Origin of the sequence: Clostridium sp. 1001271st1 H5 (genome assembly GCF_005845215.1) — a bacterium.
Classification (GTDB): Bacteria; Bacillota; Clostridia; order Lachnospirales; family Lachnospiraceae; genus Enterocloster.
On record NZ_SPHO01000011.1, the window covers coordinates 1 to 24,833 of the forward strand.

The 24,833-nt window shown below is 48.3% G+C and carries 21 protein-coding genes and 1 pseudogene; 6 read left to right on the forward strand and 16 right to left on the reverse strand.

The features are described 5' to 3' along the window. Positions 1-199 precede the first annotated feature (199 nt). The 4 genes and pseudogenes from brxL to FGS84_RS31990 all read right to left on the reverse strand — a co-directional run bounded on the left by brxL (position 200) and on the right by FGS84_RS31990 (position 4,279). Positions 200-2,263 carry a protease Lon-related BREX system protein BrxL gene (brxL, locus tag FGS84_RS16950; RefSeq protein ID WP_138309726.1) on the reverse strand — a complete coding sequence of 688 codons (2,064 nt, stop codon included), beginning with the start codon at positions 2,261-2,263 and terminating at the stop codon, positions 200-202. Between the two features lie 9 nt (positions 2,264-2,272). Next, on the reverse strand, positions 2,273-2,815 hold the full coding sequence (locus FGS84_RS16955; protein ID WP_207671128.1) for a hypothetical protein: 543 nt from the start codon (positions 2,813-2,815) through the stop codon (positions 2,273-2,275). Between the two features lie 37 nt (positions 2,816-2,852). Beyond that, positions 2,853-3,404: a hypothetical protein gene (locus FGS84_RS16960; RefSeq protein WP_138309728.1), complete on the reverse strand. Its 552-nt coding sequence runs from the start codon at positions 3,402-3,404 to the stop codon at positions 2,853-2,855. A 371-nt stretch (positions 3,405-3,775) separates the two neighbouring features. After that, positions 3,776-4,279, reverse strand: a pseudogene (locus FGS84_RS31990) (transposase). Between the two features lie 703 nt (positions 4,280-4,982). On the opposite strand from FGS84_RS31990, the gene FGS84_RS16975 reads away from it, so the two are divergent. From FGS84_RS16975 to FGS84_RS16985, 3 genes are all read left to right on the forward strand, one after another. Next, positions 4,983-5,714, forward strand: a complete 732-nt coding sequence (locus FGS84_RS16975) for a tyrosine-type recombinase/integrase (protein WP_243130002.1) — start codon at positions 4,983-4,985, stop codon at positions 5,712-5,714. A 237-nt stretch (positions 5,715-5,951) separates the two neighbouring features. Next, positions 5,952-6,407 (forward strand): transposase, encoded by a 456-nt coding sequence (locus tag FGS84_RS16980; RefSeq protein WP_279232823.1) that lies wholly within the window; start codon positions 5,952-5,954, stop codon positions 6,405-6,407. Positions 6,408-7,022: 615 nt separating this feature from the next. Beyond that, complete coding sequence (locus tag FGS84_RS16985; RefSeq protein WP_138309731.1) at positions 7,023-8,027, forward strand: ABC transporter substrate-binding protein; 1,005 nt, start codon at positions 7,023-7,025, stop codon at positions 8,025-8,027. Positions 8,028-8,619: 592 nt separating this feature from the next. Here FGS84_RS16985 and FGS84_RS16990 read toward each other — a convergent pair. Continuing rightward, the gene (locus tag FGS84_RS16990) at positions 8,620-10,134 is read right to left on the reverse strand and encodes a D-alanyl-D-alanine carboxypeptidase family protein (protein ID WP_138309732.1); all 1,515 of its coding nucleotides are present in this window, start codon (positions 10,132-10,134) and stop codon (positions 8,620-8,622) included. A gap of 159 nt (positions 10,135-10,293) precedes the next feature. Next, positions 10,294-10,734, reverse strand: coding sequence for an HIT family protein (locus FGS84_RS16995; RefSeq protein WP_002565885.1), 441 nt, complete (start codon positions 10,732-10,734; stop codon positions 10,294-10,296). A 155-nt stretch (positions 10,735-10,889) separates the two neighbouring features. Between FGS84_RS16995 and FGS84_RS17000 the strand changes: the two genes are divergently transcribed. The 3 genes from FGS84_RS17000 (at position 10,890) to FGS84_RS17010 (ending at position 14,157) form a co-directional block, all read left to right on the forward strand. Next, on the forward strand, positions 10,890-12,416 hold the full coding sequence (locus FGS84_RS17000) for a polysaccharide deacetylase (protein WP_138309733.1): 1,527 nt from the start codon (positions 10,890-10,892) through the stop codon (positions 12,414-12,416). A 156-nt stretch (positions 12,417-12,572) separates the two neighbouring features. After that, positions 12,573-13,340 carry an ABC transporter ATP-binding protein gene (locus tag FGS84_RS17005; protein ID WP_002565883.1) on the forward strand — a complete coding sequence of 256 codons (768 nt, stop codon included), beginning with the start codon at positions 12,573-12,575 and terminating at the stop codon, positions 13,338-13,340. Further along, the gene (locus FGS84_RS17010) at positions 13,333-14,157 is read left to right on the forward strand and encodes an ABC transporter permease (protein WP_002565882.1); all 825 of its coding nucleotides are present in this window, start codon (positions 13,333-13,335) and stop codon (positions 14,155-14,157) included. Before FGS84_RS17005 ends, FGS84_RS17010 begins: the two co-directional genes overlap by 8 nt. A 110-nt stretch (positions 14,158-14,267) precedes the next feature. Here the strand turns inward: FGS84_RS17010 and FGS84_RS17015 are convergent, their stop codons facing one another. The 10 genes from FGS84_RS17015 to FGS84_RS17060 all read right to left on the reverse strand — a co-directional run bounded on the left by FGS84_RS17015 (position 14,268) and on the right by FGS84_RS17060 (position 24,783). Continuing rightward, positions 14,268-16,070, reverse strand: a complete 1,803-nt coding sequence (locus tag FGS84_RS17015) for an ABC transporter ATP-binding protein (RefSeq protein WP_117626270.1) — start codon at positions 16,068-16,070, stop codon at positions 14,268-14,270. Further along, positions 16,067-17,797: an ABC transporter ATP-binding protein gene (locus FGS84_RS17020; protein WP_002571614.1), complete on the reverse strand. Its 1,731-nt coding sequence runs from the start codon at positions 17,795-17,797 to the stop codon at positions 16,067-16,069. Before FGS84_RS17020 ends, FGS84_RS17015 begins: the two co-directional genes overlap by 4 nt. Positions 17,798-17,844: 47 nt before the next feature. Beyond that, positions 17,845-18,273 carry a MarR family transcriptional regulator gene (locus FGS84_RS17025; protein WP_002571615.1) on the reverse strand — a complete coding sequence of 143 codons (429 nt, stop codon included), beginning with the start codon at positions 18,271-18,273 and terminating at the stop codon, positions 17,845-17,847. Positions 18,274-18,472: 199 nt separating this feature from the next. Continuing rightward, complete coding sequence (locus FGS84_RS17030; protein WP_331669360.1) at positions 18,473-18,697, reverse strand: hypothetical protein; 225 nt, start codon at positions 18,695-18,697, stop codon at positions 18,473-18,475. Then, complete coding sequence (locus FGS84_RS17035; protein ID WP_021893973.1) at positions 18,694-18,906, reverse strand: FeoA family protein; 213 nt, start codon at positions 18,904-18,906, stop codon at positions 18,694-18,696. Before FGS84_RS17035 ends, FGS84_RS17030 begins: the two co-directional genes overlap by 4 nt. 157 nt (positions 18,907-19,063) lie before the next feature. Next, entirely contained in the window at positions 19,064-20,392 is a 1,329-nt protein-coding gene (locus FGS84_RS17040) for a PTS transporter subunit EIIC (protein ID WP_138309734.1), read from the reverse strand. A gap of 29 nt (positions 20,393-20,421) precedes the next feature. Further along, entirely contained in the window at positions 20,422-21,408 is a 987-nt protein-coding gene (locus tag FGS84_RS17045) for a GNAT family N-acetyltransferase (protein WP_138309735.1), read from the reverse strand. Next, positions 21,389-22,288, reverse strand: a complete 900-nt coding sequence (gene murQ / locus FGS84_RS17050) for an N-acetylmuramic acid 6-phosphate etherase (RefSeq protein ID WP_138309736.1) — start codon at positions 22,286-22,288, stop codon at positions 21,389-21,391. Before murQ ends, FGS84_RS17045 begins: the two co-directional genes overlap by 20 nt. Beyond that, positions 22,285-23,172, reverse strand: coding sequence for a MurR/RpiR family transcriptional regulator (locus FGS84_RS17055; RefSeq protein ID WP_138309737.1), 888 nt, complete (start codon positions 23,170-23,172; stop codon positions 22,285-22,287). Before FGS84_RS17055 ends, murQ begins: the two co-directional genes overlap by 4 nt. Before the next feature lie 198 nt (positions 23,173-23,370). Further along, a complete protein-coding gene (locus FGS84_RS17060) occupies positions 23,371-24,783 on the reverse strand; it encodes an MATE family efflux transporter (protein ID WP_243130003.1) in 1,413 nt (470 codons plus the stop codon). Positions 24,784-24,833: the final 50 nt, after the last annotated feature.

Here is a 24,833-nt window from a genome sequence, read left to right on the forward strand (position 1 = left end):
ACAAGGACTGAAGGTCCAAGAAAGAACTTTCAGCCCAGTTATTATCATAGAAGATCAGCTTTTACAGACTTTTCTTCACACACTCCATTTGCCTCATAATAAGTATATCTAGATGCAAGCATTTCACTCCCAAATCCATCTTGCATTTGGATAGATGCTGAAATTTACTACAGAATTATGAAGGTGTTTCAAACAGTGTCTATTCAACCCCCAGAGCCTTAAATACTGCATCTTCTGGAGAATTATAAAAGATTATCTGGAATGCCACAAATAAATCATCCGGCACATCCACAATCTGTTTCTTCGCATTTGACGGAAGCAGAATTTTATTTGCCCCTGCATCATGTGCTACTTGAAGAACATTTGCCAGCTGGTCAATCCGATTTACTGTACCACCAATACTAAATCCACCCAATACTGCAAGCTGGCTCAATACCGACTTTTTCAATGCCGAAGAGCACAATGCAATCAACACTGCCAAAGATAAATCATCTGCTGGACCTTGTCCCTGTAAATCTCGGATGTCCATCATGAAATCCGTATTTGACATATTTATCATTGAACTAATATGCTGCGAATTTGCCTTGAAGAAATTGATCGCATTGGAAATACTATTGTTTGTATCTTTATTCGTACTACCCACTTTCGTAAACTTACCGTTACCGGCCACGGCTTCATTTTCCAACCGATAAACTCCAAGCATTCCACTCGCTGCACAGCTGACTGTGTGCACTGTTCCTGGCTTTGGAGTACCCTCTGGAATCAGCTTGTCGCTTCCTTGCTCAGAAACTCCCACATACCGTTCCTCAAAAGTATCATTATCTATGTATGAGAAGTTAACTGCATAGAATTCCATTCCACCGATTCGTTTTAACTGTTCCTTTACACGGCGACGACCTTCCAGAGCATATTTCAAAATCTCTTCAATCTCATCTTTGGTATACTCTCCATTCGGATAAAGCACTTTTACAAATCCTGAAACTGTCTTTCTAACAGCTATCACATCTCTTTGATTCAGCGTTGTTCCCAGTTTAAAATACTTATCAATTGCATCCGAAAACGTATACTTGCGCATACATCTAAAAAACTCTGAAACATAGTCCGTAATAAAACCATATGCATCTGTGAAATGCTTTGGGGCAAGTTTCGGTACTTCCCAGCCCGGCAGATAAAAATGCATTCTGTCAAAAAAAGCTGTATCACTTGCCATTAAGTCCGGGAATGGCTGGAATAGATGCGATGTTTTCAACAATACATCCACCGAGTAATTAATATTTCCAACAAATACCATAGATGCTGATGCTGCCACCTCATCTTTACCTCTTACGAAAGATCCAGAGTTCATATAATCTTTCATGATCTGAATTCCATCTTTATCCTTAAAATTGATTCCTGCTACCTCATCGAAGGCAACAACATCCCAATGGCCAACTAATCCAACCTGACGGCGTCCCATGTTATAAAATAAGTTAGCAACCGTTGTTTGACCGCCAGACACAAGTATACTGTTTGGAGATATTTCCTTATATACATGAGATTTACCCGTTGAACGCGGTCCTAATTCACATAGATTATAGTTGTTCTCAACCAAAGGAACTAGTCGTTCAAGAAGATGCCATTTTTCGCGTTCTTCCAGCTGAGTGGGTTCCATACCTATAGACCGAAGCATAAGATCAATCCACTCTTCTTTTGAGAACTGTTTCCGTCCCTCAAATACCTCATTCAAATCAAGATTAGGCATCTGAATTGGGGTAAGTTCTTCTACGATTACAGTACCGGAGTTCTTTTCTCCATATGCATCATAGATTTCACATGAAACTGCCTCCATTCCTTCTCCACCATATCCCAATTGAACAATACACCAAATGCCGCCGGCCAAAAGCTTCTCAAATTGAGAAACATATTCAGATCTAATGGGAACTTTGCTCATTCCGAGATTCATTAAATCTGCAAAGCAAAGCCCCTTTTCAACATTCACAGTAACCTGAACGCGATCAATGACGGTAAATGATCCACGCTCTGTAATTTTAAACTTTATTTTTTCTGCCTCATCCGGTCGCACATAGTTGTCAGCAAGAATTTTCTTTACACGTTCCACACCCTGATTAATACTATCTTCATCATCCGTTGCACAGTACATGCCCAACAGATATTCTAAAACATAGATTGGAACATTCAAACTGCCCTTAATCTTTTTGGAAAGATCTTTTCTTACAATACGACCAGTAAAATTATTTATCGCAAGTTGGTCTAATGCATCCATATTGACCTCCTAAAAATTGAATTTGTTGCTGAACAGAATATCAATTGCAAATGGTATTCTCTCTTCTTCTGCATAGTTATCATTGTAGTTCTTGATTACCAAATAGTACTGCTCATTCGCATTGTACTTTTTGTTTTTAAATGTAAATTTCTCCTTATAGGACCTGTCTGCCATTTCCTTGCTTTTACTATCACAATTAATGACAATAGAGTTTGTAATCTGCTCGTTTTTTGAATCGACAAAATACGCCTCATAATTACACGGCAGGGTCTTATCATCAACTTCTTCGTTCTGGTAAAATTCCAAGAATGTGATGAGCGATGTTATCTTTCTGCTAATCGAAACAAGTTTTACAGTCGCAACATTAGGACGGTTTCTTTCTCGATTTTTCTTCTTATTCTCAATCTGGATAATTGGAATAACTACTTCCTGCAGAGCATCCCCGCCATGTACATACTTTTTGCTTTCCCCTTGTTTAGGGAAAATATTTGTACCATATGGAACCTCCACAATCAAATCAACATCTATATCTCCCATATCTGTCTGAATCATATAAGACATTGGAACTTTTCTGGTAAAATCGTTCCCACTATTTCCATGTGTAAGGAAAAATCTTCTCTTCCAGTTCACTAAATGTCGAATCGACTTCCTGCATTTTCTGCAAGAATCTACAAGCATAGTGGATTGTCATGTAATCATGCATCAGTTCACTATTCCAATACGACTTCCTTCGCTGCTTGATAATTCGGATATATCTCTCATACTCTCCAGTCTTATCCACCAGTAGTTTCTGCAATCTTTGGATAGTCACCAAATCAAAATCCATGAATGTATCTACATCTGCAAAACTATCCAGATCCCATCCTGATACATAGGTAAAAACATTCAGTTTTTCAGCAATCTTTTTAGAAATTGCTTTATAATCCTCAGCCTTATCGCTCTTCATAAAACGATCAATAAAGATATACGCATTATTCTTAATTGACGCATTCATAGAAGTTGGTAAATTCTTCGACCAGTTGTCCGGTATTATACCATTCAGATATAAGCTCATATGTAACAACAACATATTGGTTGTCATCTTTTCAATATCATCTAAAGCATCCACAAGTCCAAATTTTTGCTGGATAAAATCATTCAATACCGTGCAGTCACAATATTTATGAACCTGTTCAACAAGATTTCCATCTCAAAATTTTTTCCCATTCATCTGCCACTGTTCGTGCTTCTTAATTGCTCTCACCGCCTGTCTCATGGTATTACTTTACCCATGCTGATGAAACGGATGGGATGCCTGATGCTTATGAAATATAATGCGGTTCCCTTCCTCCGGATACTCTGGATAATGAATATACCAAGTCAGCAGGGGCTGTCGCACCAGTGATTGAAAAATCATAGGTGTAACAGCCCCTTCTTTGTACTTTCGGACTAAATACAGGAAATTATAGGTTCTTTGAAGGTGCATAAGGCACACCTTTACAGACCCTGCCTTCTTGCAGTGTCTCTCTTGTTTCACGATTCTATTTTACGCGCTTTTTTCAGTGGAAATAAATAGGTTCCAGTTCGATCCGCTTGGATTTTATTGTGCAGTTTCCTCATGTTGTGGGCCAACGCCAACAGGATGTCTTCCGTTTTTACATTTACTGTCCCACGACACAGGAACCGTCGGAACCCACTGTCCGGTTTCAGATCACCAAATGAACCTTCCGCCTGGATGCTTCGGTTCATCCGTAGTTCACAACCTACCTCGCTTATGATCCGTTTCAGGTCTTCCTTCCGGTACTCCACAAACTACCTGGATACATACAGTGCCTTGCTCCGCTCCTTCAGCGGCTTCTTGCTGCGGTTCCTTTTAATACATTCTTTTTTATGTGGACATCCATCGCATTCCTGGCAACTGTATACCTGGGTTTCCCGCTCATATCCCGTTTTGCTCCGTTCCTTTTTGGTATAGCTGAACTGCAGTTCCTTCCCATTTGCGCATGTGTAGGTGTCCGTTTCTTCATGATATACCATATTTTCAATCCAGCCTATGTCCTTCTAGTACTTCCTCGTTTTTGATATCTCATAATTAGCCGTCTTTATAAAGGCAATCTGGACATTCTCCTCCAGATAGCTGTAATTTTTATCACTTTCATATCCCGCATCTGTCACGACCTTTTCATATTGAAAGTTCAGGTTTTCCTTAAGGCCCTTAAAAAAAGAGATGAGCATGGTGGTATCTGTGGGCTTATGGTAAGCCAGGTAATGTATTCGCTGTCTACCCCATGCTGTACATTATACCCTGCCTTCAGCTAGCCATTCCCCATAGCGTCTTCCTTTATCCGCATGAACGTAGCATCATGATCGGTCTTTGAATAGCTGTTACGCTCCCCACACAGATAAAGTTTTTGTGTGTATTCTTTAAGTTTATCTAAATGGCCCTCCAATGTTTCTATACTTTTCTGAAGAGGGGATTTCTGCTTTCCGGTACCATGTACGAATACAATCCCCTCCGCGTCTTTCAGAGCATACAGTTTTTTCTCAGCATCTTGGCATGCTTCATTTTTACTTGTTTATTATAAACCAGTTTCAGCCCGTAAAGGCCCTAACACTCTTCTACAAATGCTGCCAGCTTTAAAAGCAGTTTTTCCAGGTTTTTTGTAACCGCTTTTTCCAGACAAAGGTATACGGAATAAGACCCGAAGCCCTGAGGATTAACGATATAACTGCACAACGTTTGGAAGGCTTTCTTGACTGGCTGGAATCCGAAAGGACAAACAGCCCTTCAACGAGAAATATAAGGCTTGCGGCAATCCATTCCCTGTTCAGGTATCTGTGCAGCCAGCGGCCGGAACATATATTTCATGCACAGCAGATACTGTCCATACCTGTAAAGAAAACCGCACAGACAGAAGTAAAATATCTGGACACGGCACAGACGGAAAAACTGCTTGCAGCACCAGATGTCACAACCGTACACGGAAAAAGGGACCTGGCTCTTCTGTGCCTTCTTTATGACAGTGGATGCAGGGTGCAGGAATTAGCCGATGTCAGAATAAGGGATATCAGTTTTACCGTGCCCCCGCAAGTAACGCTTACAGGGAAAGGAAGAAAAACCAGGACTGTACCACTCATGAAGGAAACCGCAGTCATACTTAGGGATTATATAGCCTGTTACAGACTGGATACTCCATGCAGGGCAGACACGCCGCTATTTTTTAATCACCGGGAAGAAAAACTTACGAGACAAGGTATCACTTATATCCTTCAAAAATATGCAGAGGATGCCGGTATGGGAAAAATCACACCTCATATCCTCCGGCACAGTAAAGCTGTCCATCTGACAGAGGCAGATATCAATCCAGTCTATATCCGGGATTTCCTTGGGCACACTGATTTAAAGGTGACACAGATTTATTCAAAAGCAAATGTTAAGATGAAACGCGAGGCAATAGAAAAACTTGCCTAGCAAAAAACACCTTCACCGACCCCCCCCCCCCAACCCCCCTTTTTTTTTTTTGGTAAAAGCAAAAGACTGGGTTGACGATAAGGCTCTTATGAGCTGGTTAAATTCTCTGGGGCATTAAATTATGTAAAGGGAAGCAGCTGAAAAAGACTGTATTTATTAGAAAATACTACTTCCCTTGTCATAATATCCCGCTTGTCATTATGCAGATAATGTAAAGCTTTACATTATCTGCACTGCATTGTTTCCGGCGGCGGCCTTACACGGGATGGAAGAATCCGTACATCATCCGGTCATTTTTTTATTCCGGTGGCTGTTCTGCGGGATAAATTCAGGGGCAAATTTATGGCGCTGCTTTCTTCTCTTTATGAAAGCGGCTCCCTGGTATTTTCTTCTTCCTGTGAAACGCTGCGCAATTCTTATGACTGGAACGAATGGAAAAACAACCTTTACAAAAAAGACTGGTGTCCTTACATCAAAGAAACCTTTCACGGTTTTGGCAATGCCATCGAATACCTGGGACGTTATACCCACAAAACCGCCATTTCTAACAGCAGAATCCGTTCTGTTACACAGAATCAGGTTACGTTTTCTGCCAGAGGAAAGAAGCCGGAAGAACCCAAACGTCAGATTACCCTTGACAGCACGGAATTCATCCGGCGTTTCCTGATGCATGTACTTCCTCACGGTTTTTAGAAAATCATGTATTATGGTTTCCTGAACAACCGTATGAAGACACGAAACCTAAGGCTTATTTTCAGGCTTCAGGGTGGGCAGCGTTATGCCGGCTTATCAATGGCAGAACTAATAAAATCAGTCTGGAAGTTTGATATACGCATATGTCTCCAATGCGGACATGCCTCCATGAAGCTGCTTGGAAGGTGCCATGTTCCTTACCCATAAATCCGGGTTACCTGATATATTTCTTTTTCAGACCTCCCTCAGGAAGGTCTACAAAGCATACCCTGAAATGCGGGAATCTCAAAATACCAGGCTGATTTTACCGTATATTCCCCGTATGGACTCTGTTTTGGGTTTCCAGGAAGGATACTATCCCCATATAGTTCACGGCTGAAGTTCCGCGAATTGGTACAATTGAGAAGAATCACATTCAGAGCAGTTTTAGGTTTATTCAAAGCTACTCTTTTTCTGCTCTGAATCTGATACTTCTCTAAAGAATTATACCACAAGATCGATCGTTTTAACTATATCTTCCCCTTCATAATCTCCGCATTTTTACATTTTCCCTCACCCCCCCTTGTCCCCCCTAATAAACTATACTAACCCCATTTATCAAACAAGGAGCATATTATGAAGAAAATTATAATCCCCCTGCTGGCAGGAGCCCTCACCGCCGCTGCCCTAACCGGCTGTTCAAAATCATCCGGCAGTTCATCCTCAGGCAACACCCCGTTGGTCCTCAACGAGGTAGCCCATTCCATCTTCTACGCCCCCCAATACGCAGCCATTGAACTGGGCTACTTTGAGGACGAAGGCATCGACCTGACCCTTGTCAACGGCGCGGGTGCTGATAAGGTTATGACCGCCCTTATCTCCGGCGACGCCCAAATTGGTTTTATGGGCTCCGAAGCCAGCATCTACGTATACCAGGAAGGTTCCCAGGACTATGCGGTGAACTTCGCCCAGCTGACCCAGCGCGCAGGCAACTTCCTGGTGGGACGCCAGCCTGAGGACAATTTTAAGTGGGAAAGCCTGAAAGGCAAGAAGGTTCTCGGCGGACGCGCAGGCGGCATGCCTCAGATGGTCTTTGAGTATATCTTAAAGAAACACGGTATGGACCCCAAAACAGACCTTTCTATTGACCAGAGCATTAACTTCGGGCTGACCGCAGCTGCATTTACCAGCGATGATGCGGACTATACCGTGGAATTTGAGCCTTTTGCAACCACTCTGGAGAGCGAGGGAAGCGGATATGTGGTGGCTTCTCTTGGAACAGAATCCGGATATGTACCTTACACTGCTTACTGTGCCAGGAAGAGTTACGTTGAACAGAACCCGGAAATCATTCAGAAGTTTACCAATGCAATTCAAAAAGGCATAGACTACGTAAACTCCCATTCAGCCGAAGAAATAGCCAAAACCATACAGCCCCAGTTTAAAGAAACACCGGTGGATAAACTCGCGGTTATCGTAGGCCGTTATAAGGACCAGGATACATGGAAGGATGACACCGTATTTGAAAAAGAAAGCTTTGAGCTTCTGGAAAACATTCTGGAAGAGGCAGGCGAACTGTCGGCACGTGTTCCCTATGAAGACCTTGTGACCACACAATTTTCTGAACAGGCGGCAAAATAGACGGCAATACAGCCAGCAATACAGATAGCTGAACAGATAGTAGAACAAACAGAAAAACAGACAGCAGAACAAACAGTAGAACAAACAGCAGGCCAAACAAATAAAAGCAATCAATCGACAATACGGCAGACAACAAGCCCGACAACAAAACCAGCTAACAAAGTTATGCCCTTTAGCTGGTTTTGTTGTCATTTTCCTTGCTGTCTTTTATTTTTCGCTGCTTTTTACCTTTTCTGTCATTGATTTAGTTTATATCTGTTTTCTGCTTCTTTACTCACCATGTTTTGCCAGCAAAAGCGCTCCATGCCAATCAACCATTACGCTGCCCAAAATACAAGCTTCTCATCCATCCCCATATCCCCAATCCGTTACTCCACAGAGCCTCATATATTTTGCCGAAGGTCATAGAATGCGATGGAATATATAGAAGTTGATAGGGGCACATAGAAACAGTTAACAAAAACATTTGCGGCATTTTAATCCCCGTTAAAAAGGCTGCCATCCATCAGGATGACAGCGAAATTAATACCCCTTATTTCATTACCCTGAATATCAGCCCCTGCAAATAATCCTCTGCACATAAAGCTATTAGCTACTGCCGGTTCAGCTTCCAGGCCCCCACAAGCTTCTTCAGATAATCCATATAACCTGCCTCCCGTATGCTCCCGTTGGTCAGCACATTAACCTCTCCCAGTTTTTTGCCTCCCAGGGAGTACTCCAGCACACCTGCCTTCTGCCCCGGTTCCACCGGAGCGGGTACGGATTCCAAAAGCACCAGCTTTTTCTCAATAGCTCCCAAATCCTCCCCTTTAAGGCTCAGATAGGAAAATGTTCCCTCATAGGTAAGCCCTACCTCATCCTCCACGCCGCCGGTAACCGGCATCTGGGGAAGCGGCAGATGTTCCTTGTCTTCATAGAGCTTGCAGTTTGCATATCCATAGTTGAGAAGGGTCTGGGCGTCTGCAAACCTGGCCTTAAAATCCGGCGCAGCCATGATGGCGGCAATCAGGCGCACCCCGTCCTTTTCCGCTGTGGCAGACAGGCAGTATTTTGCAATGGAGGTGGAACCTGTCTTAAGGCCTGTGACCGTAAAATTAGTTGCCATCTTGAGCAGCTTATTTGTATTGGACAGGCCGAATTCCTTGGTTCCCTGCTTTGTGACATGCGTTATATTCTCCATCCATATGGTGGAATAATTATGTATCTGAGGATATTTATTAATCAGCTCGCGGCTCATGATGGCGATGTCCCTGGCCGTAGTGTAATGGTCCGGGGATTCCGTAAGTCCGCAGCAATCCACGAAATGGGTGTTGGATATGCCAAGGCTGGCTGCCCTTTCATTCATCATCCGTACAAACTCATCCTCGCTGCCTGCTATGTACTCCGCCATGGCCACAGACGCGTCATTGCCGGATGCAATGACAATGCATTTAATCAAGGTTTCCACGGTCTGTTTCTCGCCTTCCTCCAGGAACACCTGGGAACCTCCCATGGATTTGGCGTGGGCGCTGGTAACTACCTCGTCCGTCAGCTGGATCTTTCCGGACTGAAGGGCATCAAAAATCAATATCAGCGTCATAACTTTGGTAACACTGGCCGGGCTTCGCTTTTCATCTGCATCCTTTTCATAGATTACCTGTCCGGTAGATGCTTCCATGAGAATGGCCGATGGAGCGGCTATCTGGACAGCTGCCTGACTCTGGTCCGCAGGCGCTGCCTGGGCATCTCCCGCCGTCTGAACATCTCCCGCGGCCCGCGCGTCCCCCGACGTCTGCACATCTACCGCCTGCGCGTTTCCCGACGCCCGAACATCTCCTGCGGCCCGCGCGTCTCCCGCCGTCTGCACATCTACCGCCTGCGCGTCCCCCGACGCCCGAACATCTACCGCGGCCCGCGCATCTCCCGCCGTCTGCACATCTACCGTCTGCGCACTTTCCGCCGCCTGTACATCCTCCCCTGTCCATCCATCTTCCTGTCCATAGAGGCTGCTCCCTGATACCCCCGCTCCCACGGGGATGGCGATTGCCGGTTCCTGGCCCAGGGCGGCAATCCCGGGATAGGAGGCCAGTATTGCCGCCGAGCATAATATCGCTGCAATCCGTCTCATATTTTCCTCCAATAAAATCATCTGCTACTAATTGTATGGGAGTGGACAGACAGCTTATGCCCGCAAAGCCTTGATTTTTACCGCAAAAAAATGCAGCAAGCCGTGATTGTCTCCCGGCTCCTGCTGCATATACCCCTTTATCTTCTTACCTTATTATATTTATACTTCCTTCAGGGCCTGTCTTAAGTCCTCTGCCATCTTCTCGTACTCAGCGTCTGTGAGCATGGTCCTTCCGCTGTTCATCTCAAAGGTGCCGCCCCATTCTTCACCGCCTTTATATTTGGGGACAATGTGGAAATGCAGGTGATGTCCTGTATCGCCGTAAGCGCCGTAGTTTACCTTGTCCGGCTGGAATACCTTATGTACGGCGCGGGCCACCTGGGCTACCTCTGCAAAGAAATCATTCCTCTCCTCATCGGTCAGGTCAATGAGCTCGCTGACATGCTTCCTATGCGCCAGAACAACCCTTCCCTTCTTGCTCTGCTCCTTAAATACATAGAGAAAGCCTGTCTTCATCTCACACACAGGATAACCGAACTTAGCCACCAGTTCGCCCTGCATACAATATGCGCAATTAGGATCCTTTACCATATCTTCCATGTTCCTGTTCTCCTTTATGTTTATTCATACCAACTTAAACATACCACGGAACAAGTTGAATTTCAATTCCAATATTTGTTTTTTCTTTCATAGTACCCACTTCATGGAATCTATGCTATAATAGGTAGGCAAGTACCAGTTACAGGAGAAATTTTATGAGCAGAGCAGATTTCAGACGCCGGCAATCCCGCAGGCGCAGGCAGAAGCTTGCACGGATGTCACGGCATCTTCCTACATTTATTTTATTATTAGCAATCACTGTACTGGTAGGGGGCGGCATTTTCGCCCTCTACCGGTTTGTTTTAGCGAAACAGCCGGACGGAACGGTCCAGGTCATAGCCTCATCAGGGAACGGCTCCCCTAATCCGGACGAGGGCAGCAATTCCGACCGCTATCCCGACAGCGGTTCCGGCCCCGCTTCCGGCGGCGACTCATCAAACCAGCCTTTTGCCGAAATTCCCCAGGACGACATTTCCCGGCTCATAGCCCAGGCTGACCGTATCGCCATGGGGTATGATTATGACAAGGCGGCAGAGCTTATCAACTCCAGCGGCCTGGACCTGAATGACTCCCGCATGAAGGAGGCGCTGGCACGGTATGAATCACAGAAGGCCGCCCTGGTTCCAGCTGATATGAACGCTGTCACCCACATTTTTTTCCACTCCCTTATCATGGATACCTCCAAGGCTTTTGACGGGGACTCGGACAGCGCCAACTATAATTCAGTCATGACCACCAAGGACGAATTTCTTAAAATACTGGAGGATATGTACCAGAAGGGCTATGTGCTGGTCCGTATCCACGATGTGGCCTATGAGGCACCTGATGAAAATGGAAACGTTCGTTTTGTAAAGGGAAGCGTCATGCTCCCTGAGGGAAAGAAGCCTTTTGTCATGTCCCAGGACGATGTCTGCTACTATCCCTACATGGACGGGGACGGGTTTGCCAAACGGGTCGTGATTGGCGAGGACGGAAAGCCCACCTGTGAGATGGTCATGGACGACGGCACCACCTCCACGGGTTCCTATGATTTGATTCCGCTTTTGGAGGATTTTATACAGGAACACCCTGACTTTTCCTACAAAGGGGCAAGGGCCATTATCGCGTTTACCGGCTATGAAGGCATACTGGGGTACAGAACCGCCTCCTCCTACCAGGACAGCCCCACCTATGAGGCTGACCGTGAGCAGGCAGCCAGAGTGGCCCAGTGTCTGAAGGATAACGGCTGGGAGCTGGCATCCCACAGCTGGGGCCATCTCCACCTGGGGGTGGCGGATGATCCGGAGGCCGGATTTGCCATTGACGAGGAACGGTTCCGGGCTGATACGGACAAATGGGAGGCTGAGGTGGAATCCCTCATCGGGCCCACTGATATCATCCTTTATCCTTACGGCAACGACATTGCAGACTGGCGCCCCTACCATCAGGACAATCCCCGCTTTGCCTATCTGGAATCCAAGGGATTCCGCTATTTCTGCAATGTGGATGCCAGCAAGCCCTACTGGACGCAGATGGGGACAAACTACTTCCGCATGGCCAGAAGGAACCTGGACGGCTACCGGCTGTATGAGGACCTCATCCAGACAGATCCGTCCAAGAAACGACTGACTGATCTGTTTGACGCAGCCCAGGTATTTGATTCGGCCAGACCCACGCCGGTAAGCTGGAGTTACCAGAAGTAGGGAGGGGGTCCCACGCTCATATTGTTATCATGCAGGCTTCCTGCCGCTATCAAGCGGCAGGGGCCTGTTTTCTTTTTCCTGCTCCGGGCGAACGGTTTCCCGTTGTCTACATATAATAAATCAAGGAATTGATTTCTAATTGAAAGGAGCTTCTTCATGATTCCCAAACTGGAAGTAAACGGGGTCAGCTATTCCTACCATTCGTTAGATGGTGAGACGCTGGCCCTTGACCATATATCATTTGATGTGTCACCCGGGGAATTCCTGGCTATCGTTGGACCTTCCGGATGCGGCAAGTCCACCCTTCTGTCCATGCTGTGCGGACTGACAAAGCCTGAGGGCGGCACCATCACCATAGACGGCGTCCCCCTGACCAAATCTCCTTCTGCCATTGGATACATGCTGCAGAAGGATCATTTATTTGAATGGAGAAATATTTTCTCCAATATATCCCTTGGCCTTGAAATTCAAAAGCGGTTGGACGAACCTGCCAGGCAGGAACTGCTGGAAATGATGGCAGCCTACGGTCTGGCAGGCTTTGAATATGCCAAACCTTCGGAGCTGTCCGGCGGCATGCGCCAGAGAGCGGCCCTTATACGGACCCTGGCCCTTAAGCCGGACCTTCTTCTCCTGGACGAACCATTTTCAGCCCTGGATTACCAGACCCGGCTGTCTGTGTGTGACGACATCAGCTCCATCATACGCCAGACACACAAGACCGCCATACTTGTAACCCATGACCTGTCTGAGGCCATCAGCGTGGCTGACCGCATCCTGGTCCTGTCTCCCCGTCCCGGCCGGGTCAAAAAAATCCTGTCCATTGATTTTCCGGAAAATTGCATCCGCTCCCTGGACCGCAGGAACTGCCCGGAATTTTCCACTTACTTTAATATGGTATGGAAGGAGCTGAAGACTTATGAATAGAGATAAACAGCCTGTATCAGCCTGCAATATGTCCGTGGCACAGCAGGAATATGTGGCCCGTGAAATACGGCGCCACCGCCAGGTGACCATATGCCGCGTCATGCTGCTGGTCCTTCTTCTGGCCCTGTGGGAGCTGGCGGCCGACATGCACTGGATTGACAGCTTTATTTTCAGCTCCCCTGTGATGATTGCCAAATGCCTGGTTTCCATGGCAAAGGACGGAAGCCTGTTCCTCCACACAGGGGTCACCCTTATGGAAACCCTTATCAGCTTTGCCGTTTGCACCATCTTCGGCCTGGCATGCGCCCTGCTTCTGTGGTCCAGCAAAAGCGTGGCCCAGGTGCTGGAGCCCTTTCTTGTCCTGTTAAACAGCCTCCCCAAATCCGCCCTGGCCCCCCTTTTGATTGTTTGGCTGGGCAATAACATGCGGACCATTGTGGTGGCTGCCGTGTCCGTGGCTGTATTTGGATCCATTCTAACCTTATACACCGGATTTTCCCAGATGGATACGGAGCAAATCAAGTTGATTTATTCCCTGGGAGGCGGAAGGAAGGATGTGCTCTTAAAGGTTCTGCTGCCCGGTTCCCTGCCCCTGGTCATCAGCAATATGAAAGTAAACATCGGGCTGTGTCTGGTGGGTGTGATTATAGGCGAATTCCTGAGCGCAAAAGCAGGCCTGGGATATCTGATCACCTATGGCTCCCAGACCTTTGCCATGACCATGGTGGTGACCTCCATTGTAATCCTCTGCATTGTGTCAGGGGTGTTGTACCAGATTATCGCCTATGCGGAGCTGAAGATTAAAAAGAGACAGTGAGTTAAAACTGTCTCTGGCCTGACAATATAAGGGACAGGAGGAATGACAAACCCTCCTGTCCCTTATATCCTGATTTTATCACAGGCACACTATCCTTTGTTCCAAACAGCCTACCCAGCGTTCTCTGCTGCAAACTGGCTGTTATACAGGGCTGCATAGTAACCGCCCTTTGCCAAAAGCTCCCTGTGGTTTCCCACTTCCTTGATATCCCCATGCTCCATGTACACAATCAGTTCCGCATCCTTTATCGTGGATAAGCGGTGGGCGATGACAAAGCTGGTCCGGCCCTCCATCAGTTTATTCATGGCCTTCTGGATTGCCACCTCGGTTCTTGTATCCACGGATGAGGTTGCCTCGTCCAGAATCAGGATTTCCGGGTCTGACAGGAAGGCCCTGGCAATGGTCAGGAGCTGGCGCTGGCCCTGGGCGATATTGGAAGCCCCCTCATGAAGCTCCATGTCGTAGCCTCCCGGCATAGACATGATGAATCCATTGGCATGGGCTGCCCTGGCAGCGTCTGTCACCTCCTGGTCAGTGGCATCCAGCCTTCCGTAGCGGATGTTCTCTTTTATGGTACCTGCGAACAGCCATGTATCCTGCAGCACCATGCCTATCATGGAGCGCAGGGCCTCCCGTTTCATATCCCGCACATCCACGCCGTCAATGGTAATGCTCCCTCCGTTTACATCGTAAAAACGCAGAATCAGATTGACCAGCGTTGTCTTTCCAGCTCCGGTGGGTCCCACAATGGCAATCTTGTCGCCTGCGTGTACATGCAGGTCCAAATCATGAATCAGGGTCCGGTCCTCTGTGTAGCCGAACCGCACATGGCTGAAATCCACATTTCCTTCCCGGATTTCGGGGAATTGCGGCTTCTCTGCTTCCGGCACCTCCTCCTCGGCATCCAGGAACTCAAATACCCTTTGGGCCGCAGCCATGGTGGCCTGCATGATGTTGGCAATGTTGGATACCTGGTTGATGGGCTGGGAGAACTGGCGCAGATACTGGATAAAGGACTGTATCATACCGATGCTCAGCCTGCCGTTGATGCAGAGCCATCCGCTGACAACCGCCACCCCCACATAACCGATGTTGGTCAGTGCCTGTGTTAAGGGCATGATGATGCTGGAAGAAAACTGCGCTCTCCAGCCATTGTTGTAGAGACGGTTGTTTATGTCCTCAAAATTCCCGATGACGTCCTCCTCCTTTCCGAAGGCGGCAATCACGTTCTGTCCGTTGTACATCTCCTCCACATACCCGGTAAGATCCCCCAGCGCGGACTGCTGCCCCTGGAAATACCGCTGGGAATGTTTTACCACCTTCATGCTCACCAGGCCGCAAATCGGGATAACACAAATGCCGATCAGTGTCAGCACCGGGCTGACCACCAGCATCATTACGAATATAAATACCATGGTACAGACGGCTGTGATAACCTGGCTGATGCTCTGCTGAAGGGAGGTATCTATGGTGTCCACATCATTGGTGACGCGGCTCAGCACATCTCCGAATGTATTGCTGTCAAAATAGGCCAGAGGCAGACGGCGGATTTTCTTGTCTACTGCCATGCGCAGATCATGCATTGTGCGCTCCGCCACTCCTGCCACAATGTACTGGCCGGAATAGTTGAACAGAAAGGCCAGTACATACACACAGCCCAATTGTATCAGAACAGTGATGAACGTTCTAAATCCCTGGAGGACCCCGGCGCTGTCCACGGCCACGGCCACCAGCGCATCCATGGCCCTGCCAAGGGTATATGGCCCCTGGGTGGTAAACACGGCTCCCATCACAAGGCAGGCCACCATGAGAATGATTCTGATTCGGTATGGTTTCATAAAACGGAACAGACGGCCCATGGTGCCCTTGGTATTGATTTTCTTATCTGCTGCCCTCACATTCATTTGCTTCATGCACTCATCTCCTCCTCTGACAACTGGCTCCGGACGATTTCCTGGTAGGTGCCGCAGGTATTTAAAAGCTCCCTGTGGGTACCAATTCCCATGACCTTCCCTTCATCCATCACTATAATCCGGTCCGCATTCATGATAGTGCTGACACGCTGTGCTACGATTACCACAGTGGCATTTCCCGTCTCTTTGGACAATGCCTGACGCAGGGCAGAATCCGTTTTGAAATCCAGGGCGGAAAAACTGTCGTCAAACACATATATCTCCGGCTTCCTGACAATGGCCCTGGCAATTGCCAGGCGCTGCCTCTGACCGCCTGAGACATTGCTTCCGCCCTGGGAAATGGATGAGTCAAATCCGTCCGGTTTATCTTCGATGAAATCCGTGGATTGTGCAATGGCGGCCGCTTCCTTCACCCGCTCATCGCTGGCCGAATCATCCCCAAAACGGATATTTTCCATGATGGTGCCCTTAAACAGCAGGGCTTTCTGGGGCACATAACCGATTTTCCGGCGCAGGGTCCTCCTGTCATAATCCTTTACATTGACTCCGTCCACCAGGACCTCGCCCTCCTGGACATCATAAAAGCGGGGAATCAATCCCACCAGCGCCGTCTTTCCGCTTCCTGTACTTCCGATGATAGCCGTGGTCTCTCCCGGCTTAGCCTCAAAGCTGACATGGCTGACAGCCGGCTCTTTTGCCCCCGGAAAATAGAAGCTTACATCGCGGAAGGTGAGATATCCCCTCTGCCCGTCTGACAGCTTGGGAACCGCCGGATCCCCGATGGAATTTTCAGTATCCAGCACCTCACATATACGGTCCGCTGAAGCAGCACATCTGGGATACATGACGAAAATCATGGAAAGCATGGTGACAGACATCATGATCTGCATGACATACTGGATGATTGCCAGGATATCTCCCGGCATCACAGGCTCCGTGCCGATTCCCTGGCCCGCGCGCCAGAGAAGCCCCACCACGGTCAGGTTTAATATCAGTATCAGTGACGGTCCCAACAGCGACATGGCATGCATCATTTTCATGGCATTGTTCATCAGGTCCTTGTTGGCGCCGTCAAACCGCTTTTCTTCGTAATCCTCTGTCCCAAATGCCCGGATAACCCGGATACCTGAAAGCTTTTCCCGCATAATCAGGTTGATTCGGTCAATTCTTGTCTGCATCTTTCTGGAAAGCGGCATGGCTCTCCTGCCAATCAGGCTGATAATCAACACCATCACCGGCATGGACACCACAAGTATGCTTGACATTTTCGGATTTTTGCTGTAAGCCAGCATGATGCCAACCACGCACATGATAGGCGCTGTCAGAATAACGCGCAGAAACATAACCATGAAATTCTGTACCTGGGTAATGTCGTTGTTGGTGCGCGTAATCAAAGACGCGGTTGAAAATGTGTCGATCTCGGCCTGGGAGAAATATTCCACCTTTGTAAAAATCCTGCTCCTCACATTCCGTCCTAAACCCAACGCGATTCTGGAGGCAAAAAAGCCTGTGGTAATATTACATACCATTCCCAGAATAGCGATTCCCAGCATAATAACGCCGGTGTGAAGAATGTAATTCATATCCTTATCCGCGATTCCCCTGTTGATAATATCTGACAGATAGGTGGGAAGCCCCAGCGTGGCTCCTACTCCGGCCGCCACACTGACCAGCACGCATAGAAGTTCCGGCCGGAACGCGTTCAGCTCCGCAAATATTTTTTTCATGTTGTGCCTCCTTGTTCTTGCAAAATAAAAACATCCGGAAAAGCTGTTCAGCTCTGCAAATACTTTTCCAGACATTTTAACCCTTTTAAAATAGTCTCCAAATCTTCTTTGCTCATAGTATCCTTCTCAGAATGACTGCCCATCTGCTCTATCATGCCCTGCACCAATGACCGCCCTTTTTCCGTAAGGGCCACATTTATAAAACGGGCGTCTTTGTCATTCTTGACCATTGTAATATGACCAGCCCGTTCCAGACGCCGGCAGAACATGGAGCAGTTTCCTTTTGTAACATGGAGACTCCTGCTCAGCTGAGTCAGGTTTACCTGTCCGTCCGCCAGAAAGAGATGGTTGAGCACCCTTCCCTGTTCCGGGGTAATGCCGAAGGGCCTGCACTTTTCCTCCACACATTCCCGGACAAGCCAGTTCACCTTGCGAAGCTCCTGAAACCACTGGTCCTTAAAATTAATAAACGCCATAAGGAACCTTTCTCCCGATTCTCTTAATTTTTTTACTTCCCCAGATAGTTTATATATAAACTATTATAGAATATCATTACAGTCGTTAAAAATAAAGAGCATTTTTATTAAATAAATATAAAAATTCAATAAATTGACGGGACTTACCTTACATTTTTTGAAGTTGACTGCATAATTATTCTCCCGGCAAAGAAACATTTTAGAGGAAAAATTTCAAGAGGAAACTCCAAAAAAATTTCAGGCCGCCGATACCTCTCATCAAGATATCAGCGGCCTGTTTTCCGGCTCTTATTCCATCTGTTTTGTTATCTGTTTTTTTATCTGCTTTATTATCTGTTTTGTTATCTGTTTTACTATTTACTTTATTATCTGCTTCACGGTCTGCTTTGCTTGTCTGTTCTGTTATTTTTTCTGCCTGCATCACACCTTGATCCGCTCCGCAACCTCATTTCCGATTGCAAGGCGCATATTGTTCATTCCGATTATCATGCTGTCCCTTCCGTGCTGGAACACATTGATGGTACTTCCCTCCCTGATGTCATGCTGATGCATAAACTCCATGACCTGGGGATTGCCGAACATCCATTTAATCGTACAGACAGCTCCTGCCTTAACCTCTGATAATGACTGCATAACCACACCTCCGTTGCCTTTTCGTTCATACCCGGTATGAGCAGGGGGTCCCTTTTTCATGCCGGCCCTTCTGTTTAATTATATTGTAAACACCCTGAAGGCTGTTAGTCAACGGCAATGTGGGTTAGGCATTTTTAATCTTTTTATTTTTTGATGTTTAGTCCTCCGGGTCCGTAAATCCCATCAGCCTGCACACGATGAATCCGGCGGCATAGGATGCAAACAGACCTACGAAATACAGGGGGAATCTGGTTGTAATGAAGGCCAGCGGGATTCCCGACAGCTCAGGAACCTTGGCAGCCACCTTCATCACAGCCATGACGCTTCCGCCGATTCCGCCGCCGATACAGGATGCTATGAACGGTTTTCCAAGGGGAATGGTACAGCCCCACATTAGGGGTTCCCCTATGCCCAGCATTCCCACGGGAAGCGCATTCTTAATGGTCTTCTTCAGTCTCTGGTTCTTGGTTTTCAGGTACACATAAAATGCAGCTCCCACCTGTCCGGCTCCGGCCATACAGGTAACAGGCAGCAGATAGGTCACGCCGAAATCCGCTATGAGCTGGGTGTTGACCGCTATAAGTCCATGGTGCATTCCTGTCATTACCAGAGGCAGGTAGATGGCTGAGGCCAGGCCGGCCAGCACAGGTGCCTTATAAATGATGAAGCTGACAAAGGCTCCGATGGTCTCTGATATGAAACCGCCTATGGGCTGGAACACCATCAGGCCCACAAAGGTCATGACGCAGACTGTAATCAGCGGCCGCAGGAACATGTCCAGGAAATCCGGAATCACTTTTTGAAGCTGTTTTTCCAGCAGCACTGCCACATAAGCAATAATCAGCACGGATATCACGCCGCCGCGTCCGGGGGTAATGGACACATGGAACAGCTGTACCCCGGCCAGGGAGGAGCTGTTCAGTATGGAGGCCAGCACAGCCCCGATGATGGGACTTCCGCCGAATTCCTTGGATGTGTTATACCCTACAATGATGGGCAGGATGGTAAAGACTGAGTAAGCCAAGGCGCTCATTATCTTGCCGAAATCCGTATCCTGAAAGCCCGGGAAAAATACATAGGATGATTCATAGACCGCAACCACCAGTCCGCAGGCAATGAACGCAGGAATGATGGGAATAAAGATATTGGCTATCTTTTTCAGCATGTTCTTGTAGGGGACATTATTTTTTGCCCTGTTTTCCTCTTTCAGCAGAACGGCTTCATCCACTTCCTCGCTTTTAATATGGGTCATATCGCTCATAAGCTGGGCCACTGCCGCCGCAGTGCCCGGTCCCAGCACCAGCTGGACATTGTGCCCCTCCTCAATGACTCCCAGTACGCCGTCCAGCTTTTTAAGCTCCTCCCGTTTCATTTTTTCCGGGTCCTTTACGGTCAGCCTGACCCGGGTGTAGCAGTTTGCTATGGTCCTGATGTTGGATTCATCCACTAACTTGCAGATTGCCTGCGCCAGCTCTTTCTTTGTCATAAGATACCTTCCCCTTTCTTATCCCTTGCCTATACCATTTTTTTAAGTATCGCCCACTCCTGTACTGCCATAAAACCTGCCTTCTCATAAATTCTTCTGGCAAAATTGGTTTCCGTTACAAAAAGCGTCATGTATTCCGCCCCCATGTCCTTAAGCTCCTGACACAGGCTGAAGAACAATACATTGCCGATTCCCTTTCCCCCGTCAGCCGGGTCCACTGCCAGGGCCGAAAAAAATCCGCGTCCGTTTTTCTCCGGATAAACGGTTCCGGCCGTGCCCATAACCCTGCCGTCCCCGTCCTCCACTATGAGGATTTTCTTATGTTCCCTGATTCCGTCGCGAAACTTTTTCAGAAAGGACTGGTCCTTGAGACGCCCAAACATTTCCTCATACCCGAAATTCCTGGCGCCGTCAAACCAGGCTGTCCTTATCCCCTCCTGCTCCAGCTTCAGGATGCGTTCCTGTATATCTGCCGGAATGTAAAATTTTTCCAGTTCAAGATAATAAGAAACCTCTTTTTGTACCAGCTCATACCCCCTTCTCAGAAAAAAGCCGTATCCCGGGGAATCTGTCCTGATTCCCGGCGCCTTGTTATGCTCATGCCCCTCCCGGTCTATGTACCAGGACATTTTAACGGGACATTTGTGGCTGATTCTTACTTCACGCTTTCCCTGGGCTTTCAGGTATGCTTCCGCCTTTTCCAAAAGGCCGGTGCCCACGCCTCTGCCCTCATACTCCTCCTTTACCGCCAGCATAAATATATACCCCGGCGTGTTATCGTTGTTTTGTCCCGGCAGGAATTCCTTTTGGCTGACAGCGGTCACAAATCCTGCCAGACTGCCGGAATCCGTAAAAGCCAGGATGCACCCTTCCGGGTCAAAATCCGGTTTGTCCAAAAGCTCCGCCTTCCATTCTTCCGGCGACTCATAGGCCTTATACCGGATACGCACTGCTTCCTCTTTCCACAGCCGCACCAACTGGGGCAGCATGGTTTCCTTATACGTCCTGTATTGCATTCCGAACATACCCCCCTGCCCGATTTAGTCTTTCCTCTGCAGCTTCTGCGCTGCACTGCAGCAGAATCATGGTGATTGCCAGCTTTACGCTTCCCTCTGCCTTCTCCAGACAGTCCCTGGCCTCTTCCCGGGTGCATCCGGTGGCTGTCATGACAATATTTTCCGCCCTTGTAATCAGCTTCTTATTGGTCTGCACAACATCCACCATCAGGTTCTGGTAGACCTTTCCGATTCCCACCATACTTCCTGTGGATATCATGTTCAGCACCATCTTCTGGGCCGTGCCGGCCTTCAGCCTGGTGGAACCGGTCAGGACCTCGGGGCCCGGCACAGGTTCAATGGCAAGGTCCGCCTCCTTCCCTATCTCCGAATCCCGGTTGCAGGACACTGCCACGGTCCTGCAGCCAACCCTCCTGGCATACCGGAGGCCGTATATGACATAGGGCGTCCTTCCGCTGGCCGCCAGACCTATGACAATATCAGCCGGAGTCAGATGAATGCCCTTTAAGTCTTCCTCCCCCATGGTCTGGCTGTCCTCTGCTCCCTCCACCGCCCTGACAAAGGCAGCGGAGCCTCCGGCCATCAATCCCACCACCACATCCCGGGATACCCCGAAGGTGGGCGGACATTCCACTGCATCCAGAACCCCCAGCCTTCCGCTGGTGCCGGCCCCAATGTAGATGATTCTTCCCTTTTGCTTCAGGCTGTCCGTACACCATGCAATGGCCTGGGCAATCTGCGGCAGAACCTCCCCAACAGCTGCCACCGCCTTCCCATCCTCCCGGTTCATGGCGGCAACGATTTCCAGTGGCGTCATCTGGTCCAGCCCCATGGTTTCCTCATTCCTGCTCTCTGTTACCAACACTGACAAATCTATCATTGTGTTTCCTCCCCCTGCAATGCGTTCTGTTTTTCATCCGTGCCCCCGGATTTGGCTATATGGGTCTTCCTGAACTGCTCCATGCACTCATCATACCGCCTGTGGACATAGGCAGTGTACAGAATATCTATCATGTTCAGCTGGGATATTCTGGACGACATGGCCCCGCTTCTGAAAATCAGTTCCGTTGCAGCCACTGCCAGGTTATAATCCGCCAGACGGACCAGCGGCGACTGCTCGAACCTGGATATGGTGATGACCGGCGCCTCCCTCAGCCTGGCCTCCTGGGCACATGTTATCATTTCCTCTGTCAGGCCCGAGTAGCTGACAATCAGGGCCAGGTCGCAGGACCGGATGTTTCTGGCCTGCAAAAGCTGGGCATGCCAGTCATCGCAAATCACACAGGGCTTATTGACCCGAAGGAGCTTCAGGTACATGTCCCTGGCCACCAAAAGGGAAGAGCCGATTCCAAACAGATACACGGTCTGGCTCCGGTCCAGCAGGTCCACGCACTGGTTCAGAATGTCCAAATCCACCAGCTTCCTGGTATTGTCAAGGGACACAATATTCTTGTAGGTCACCTTGTTTACCAGCTCCTCCAGGCTGTCGTCCTTTTTTATCTCCTGCTCCATGGGACGCGTGCTCTCCCTGCGCAGGGCCGACTCATACAGCAGCGATTTCTGCAGCTCCTTGTAGCCCTCAAAGCCCATTTTCCTGCACAGCCGGACAATGGTAGCTGCAGAGGAAAATGTTTTGTCCGCCAGCTGCTTTATGCTGTATCCGGCTGCTTCCTCAGGATTTTCCCTTAAAAATCTGAGGACACCCTTCTCAGCCCCGCTGGCCTGTGCAAAATATTCCTGTATCCTGACTAGTACACTTTTCATATAAGTTCCTTTCTATGACTTTATATTACTCCTTTGAACGCTTTTGTCAATATTATCCGATTTTTATGAAAAATTGTTTCACATTTTGATATTTTAACCTTTTATTGTGCATAAATACTGAAAAGCCGCCGCTTTTATCCAGCGGCGGCCTTGACCGTACCTTGTCTGTGAATCACTATTTGGAATGGTTATCCGGAATCATTCTTTGCCCTCCATCCCAGTCTCTTGCGGCAGCCAGTCCGCCCTGACATAGTACAGGAACATACCGGCCGCACAGACGACCCAGGTAATGGGCCAGCCAGCCATGACCACCATCAGGCTGTGGGTCATGGGCACTGCAATCATCAGATAAATCTGTCTCAGCACCACGAAGCAGCCCAGCATAAAGAACATGGGGACCTTGGAAAGTCCGGCGCCGCGCAGGGCTCCGTTGAGTACCTGGACCACGGCCAGGGCAATGTACGCACGGGAGAAAATGCGGAGCATACTGCTCCCGTTTGCAATTACCTGAGGGTCATTTGTAAATACGCTGATTAACAGGGGCGCGCCAAAATACATTCCCACGGAGCCGGCCAGGATAATCAGGGAGCTCATGACCCAGGCAGCAAATATCCCCTTCTTCACCCGCTTATACTTACGGGCGCCGATGTTCTGCCCCACAAATGTAGTGATTGCCATATTAAAGCTCTGCAGGGGCAGCTGGAGGAATCCGTCAATCCGTAAGGTGGCCGAATACCCGGCCATGGCAGCCGTGCCGAACCCGTTGATGTAGGACTGGACCACCACATTGGAAAAGGACGTGATGCTCTGCTGGCAGGCAGCCGGAAAGCCGAAGGCAATGATTTTCCGAATCATTTTCTTGTGGAACCGTATCTTGCGCAGTTCCACCTTATAGTCCTCCCCTGTGTGCATCAGCTTGTACATAACCATGGCCGAGCTCACTGCCTGGGCTATGATAGTTGCTATGGCCACGCCTGCAATACCCATGTGAAACCCGCACACAAAGGTAAAATCCAGGATAATGTTCACAATACTGGCCACTGCCAGATAGAACAGAGGGTGCCTGGAATCCCCCACTGCGCGTAGTATGCCCGAACCCATATTGTAGAAAAGTGAAAATGTGATTCCGCAGAAATATATCATCAGATACAAAGAAGAATGGGGGAGAACGTCCTCCGGCACCCCGATTGCCCTGAGGAGGGGTCCTGTGTACAGCAGCCCCAGCCCTGTGAACACAATACTCAAAATCCCTGTGAGAGCCATGGAGCTGTGTACCGCCCTGCTCATATCCTCCCCCCGTCTGGCTCCGAAATACTGGGAAATGACCACACCTGCGCCCGTGGACAATCCCATGAAAAATCCCACCAGCATGTTGATGACAGGAGTTGAAGCCCCCACCGCCGCCAGGGCATTGGTATTGACGAAATTCCCTACCACATAGGAATCCACTGTATTGTACAATTGCTGGAAAAAATTCCCAATCAGAAGAGGGATTGAAAACCAGAAAATAGATTTAAAGATACTGCCGTCAATCATATCCGTATCAGCGCCTTGCAAGACAACACCCCATTCCCCAAACACTGTTGGCTGCCATTCCCTGTATGTTATCACAAAAAAAGAGAAAGCAGTCTATCACCAAGCTGCTCCCTCTATCATACATG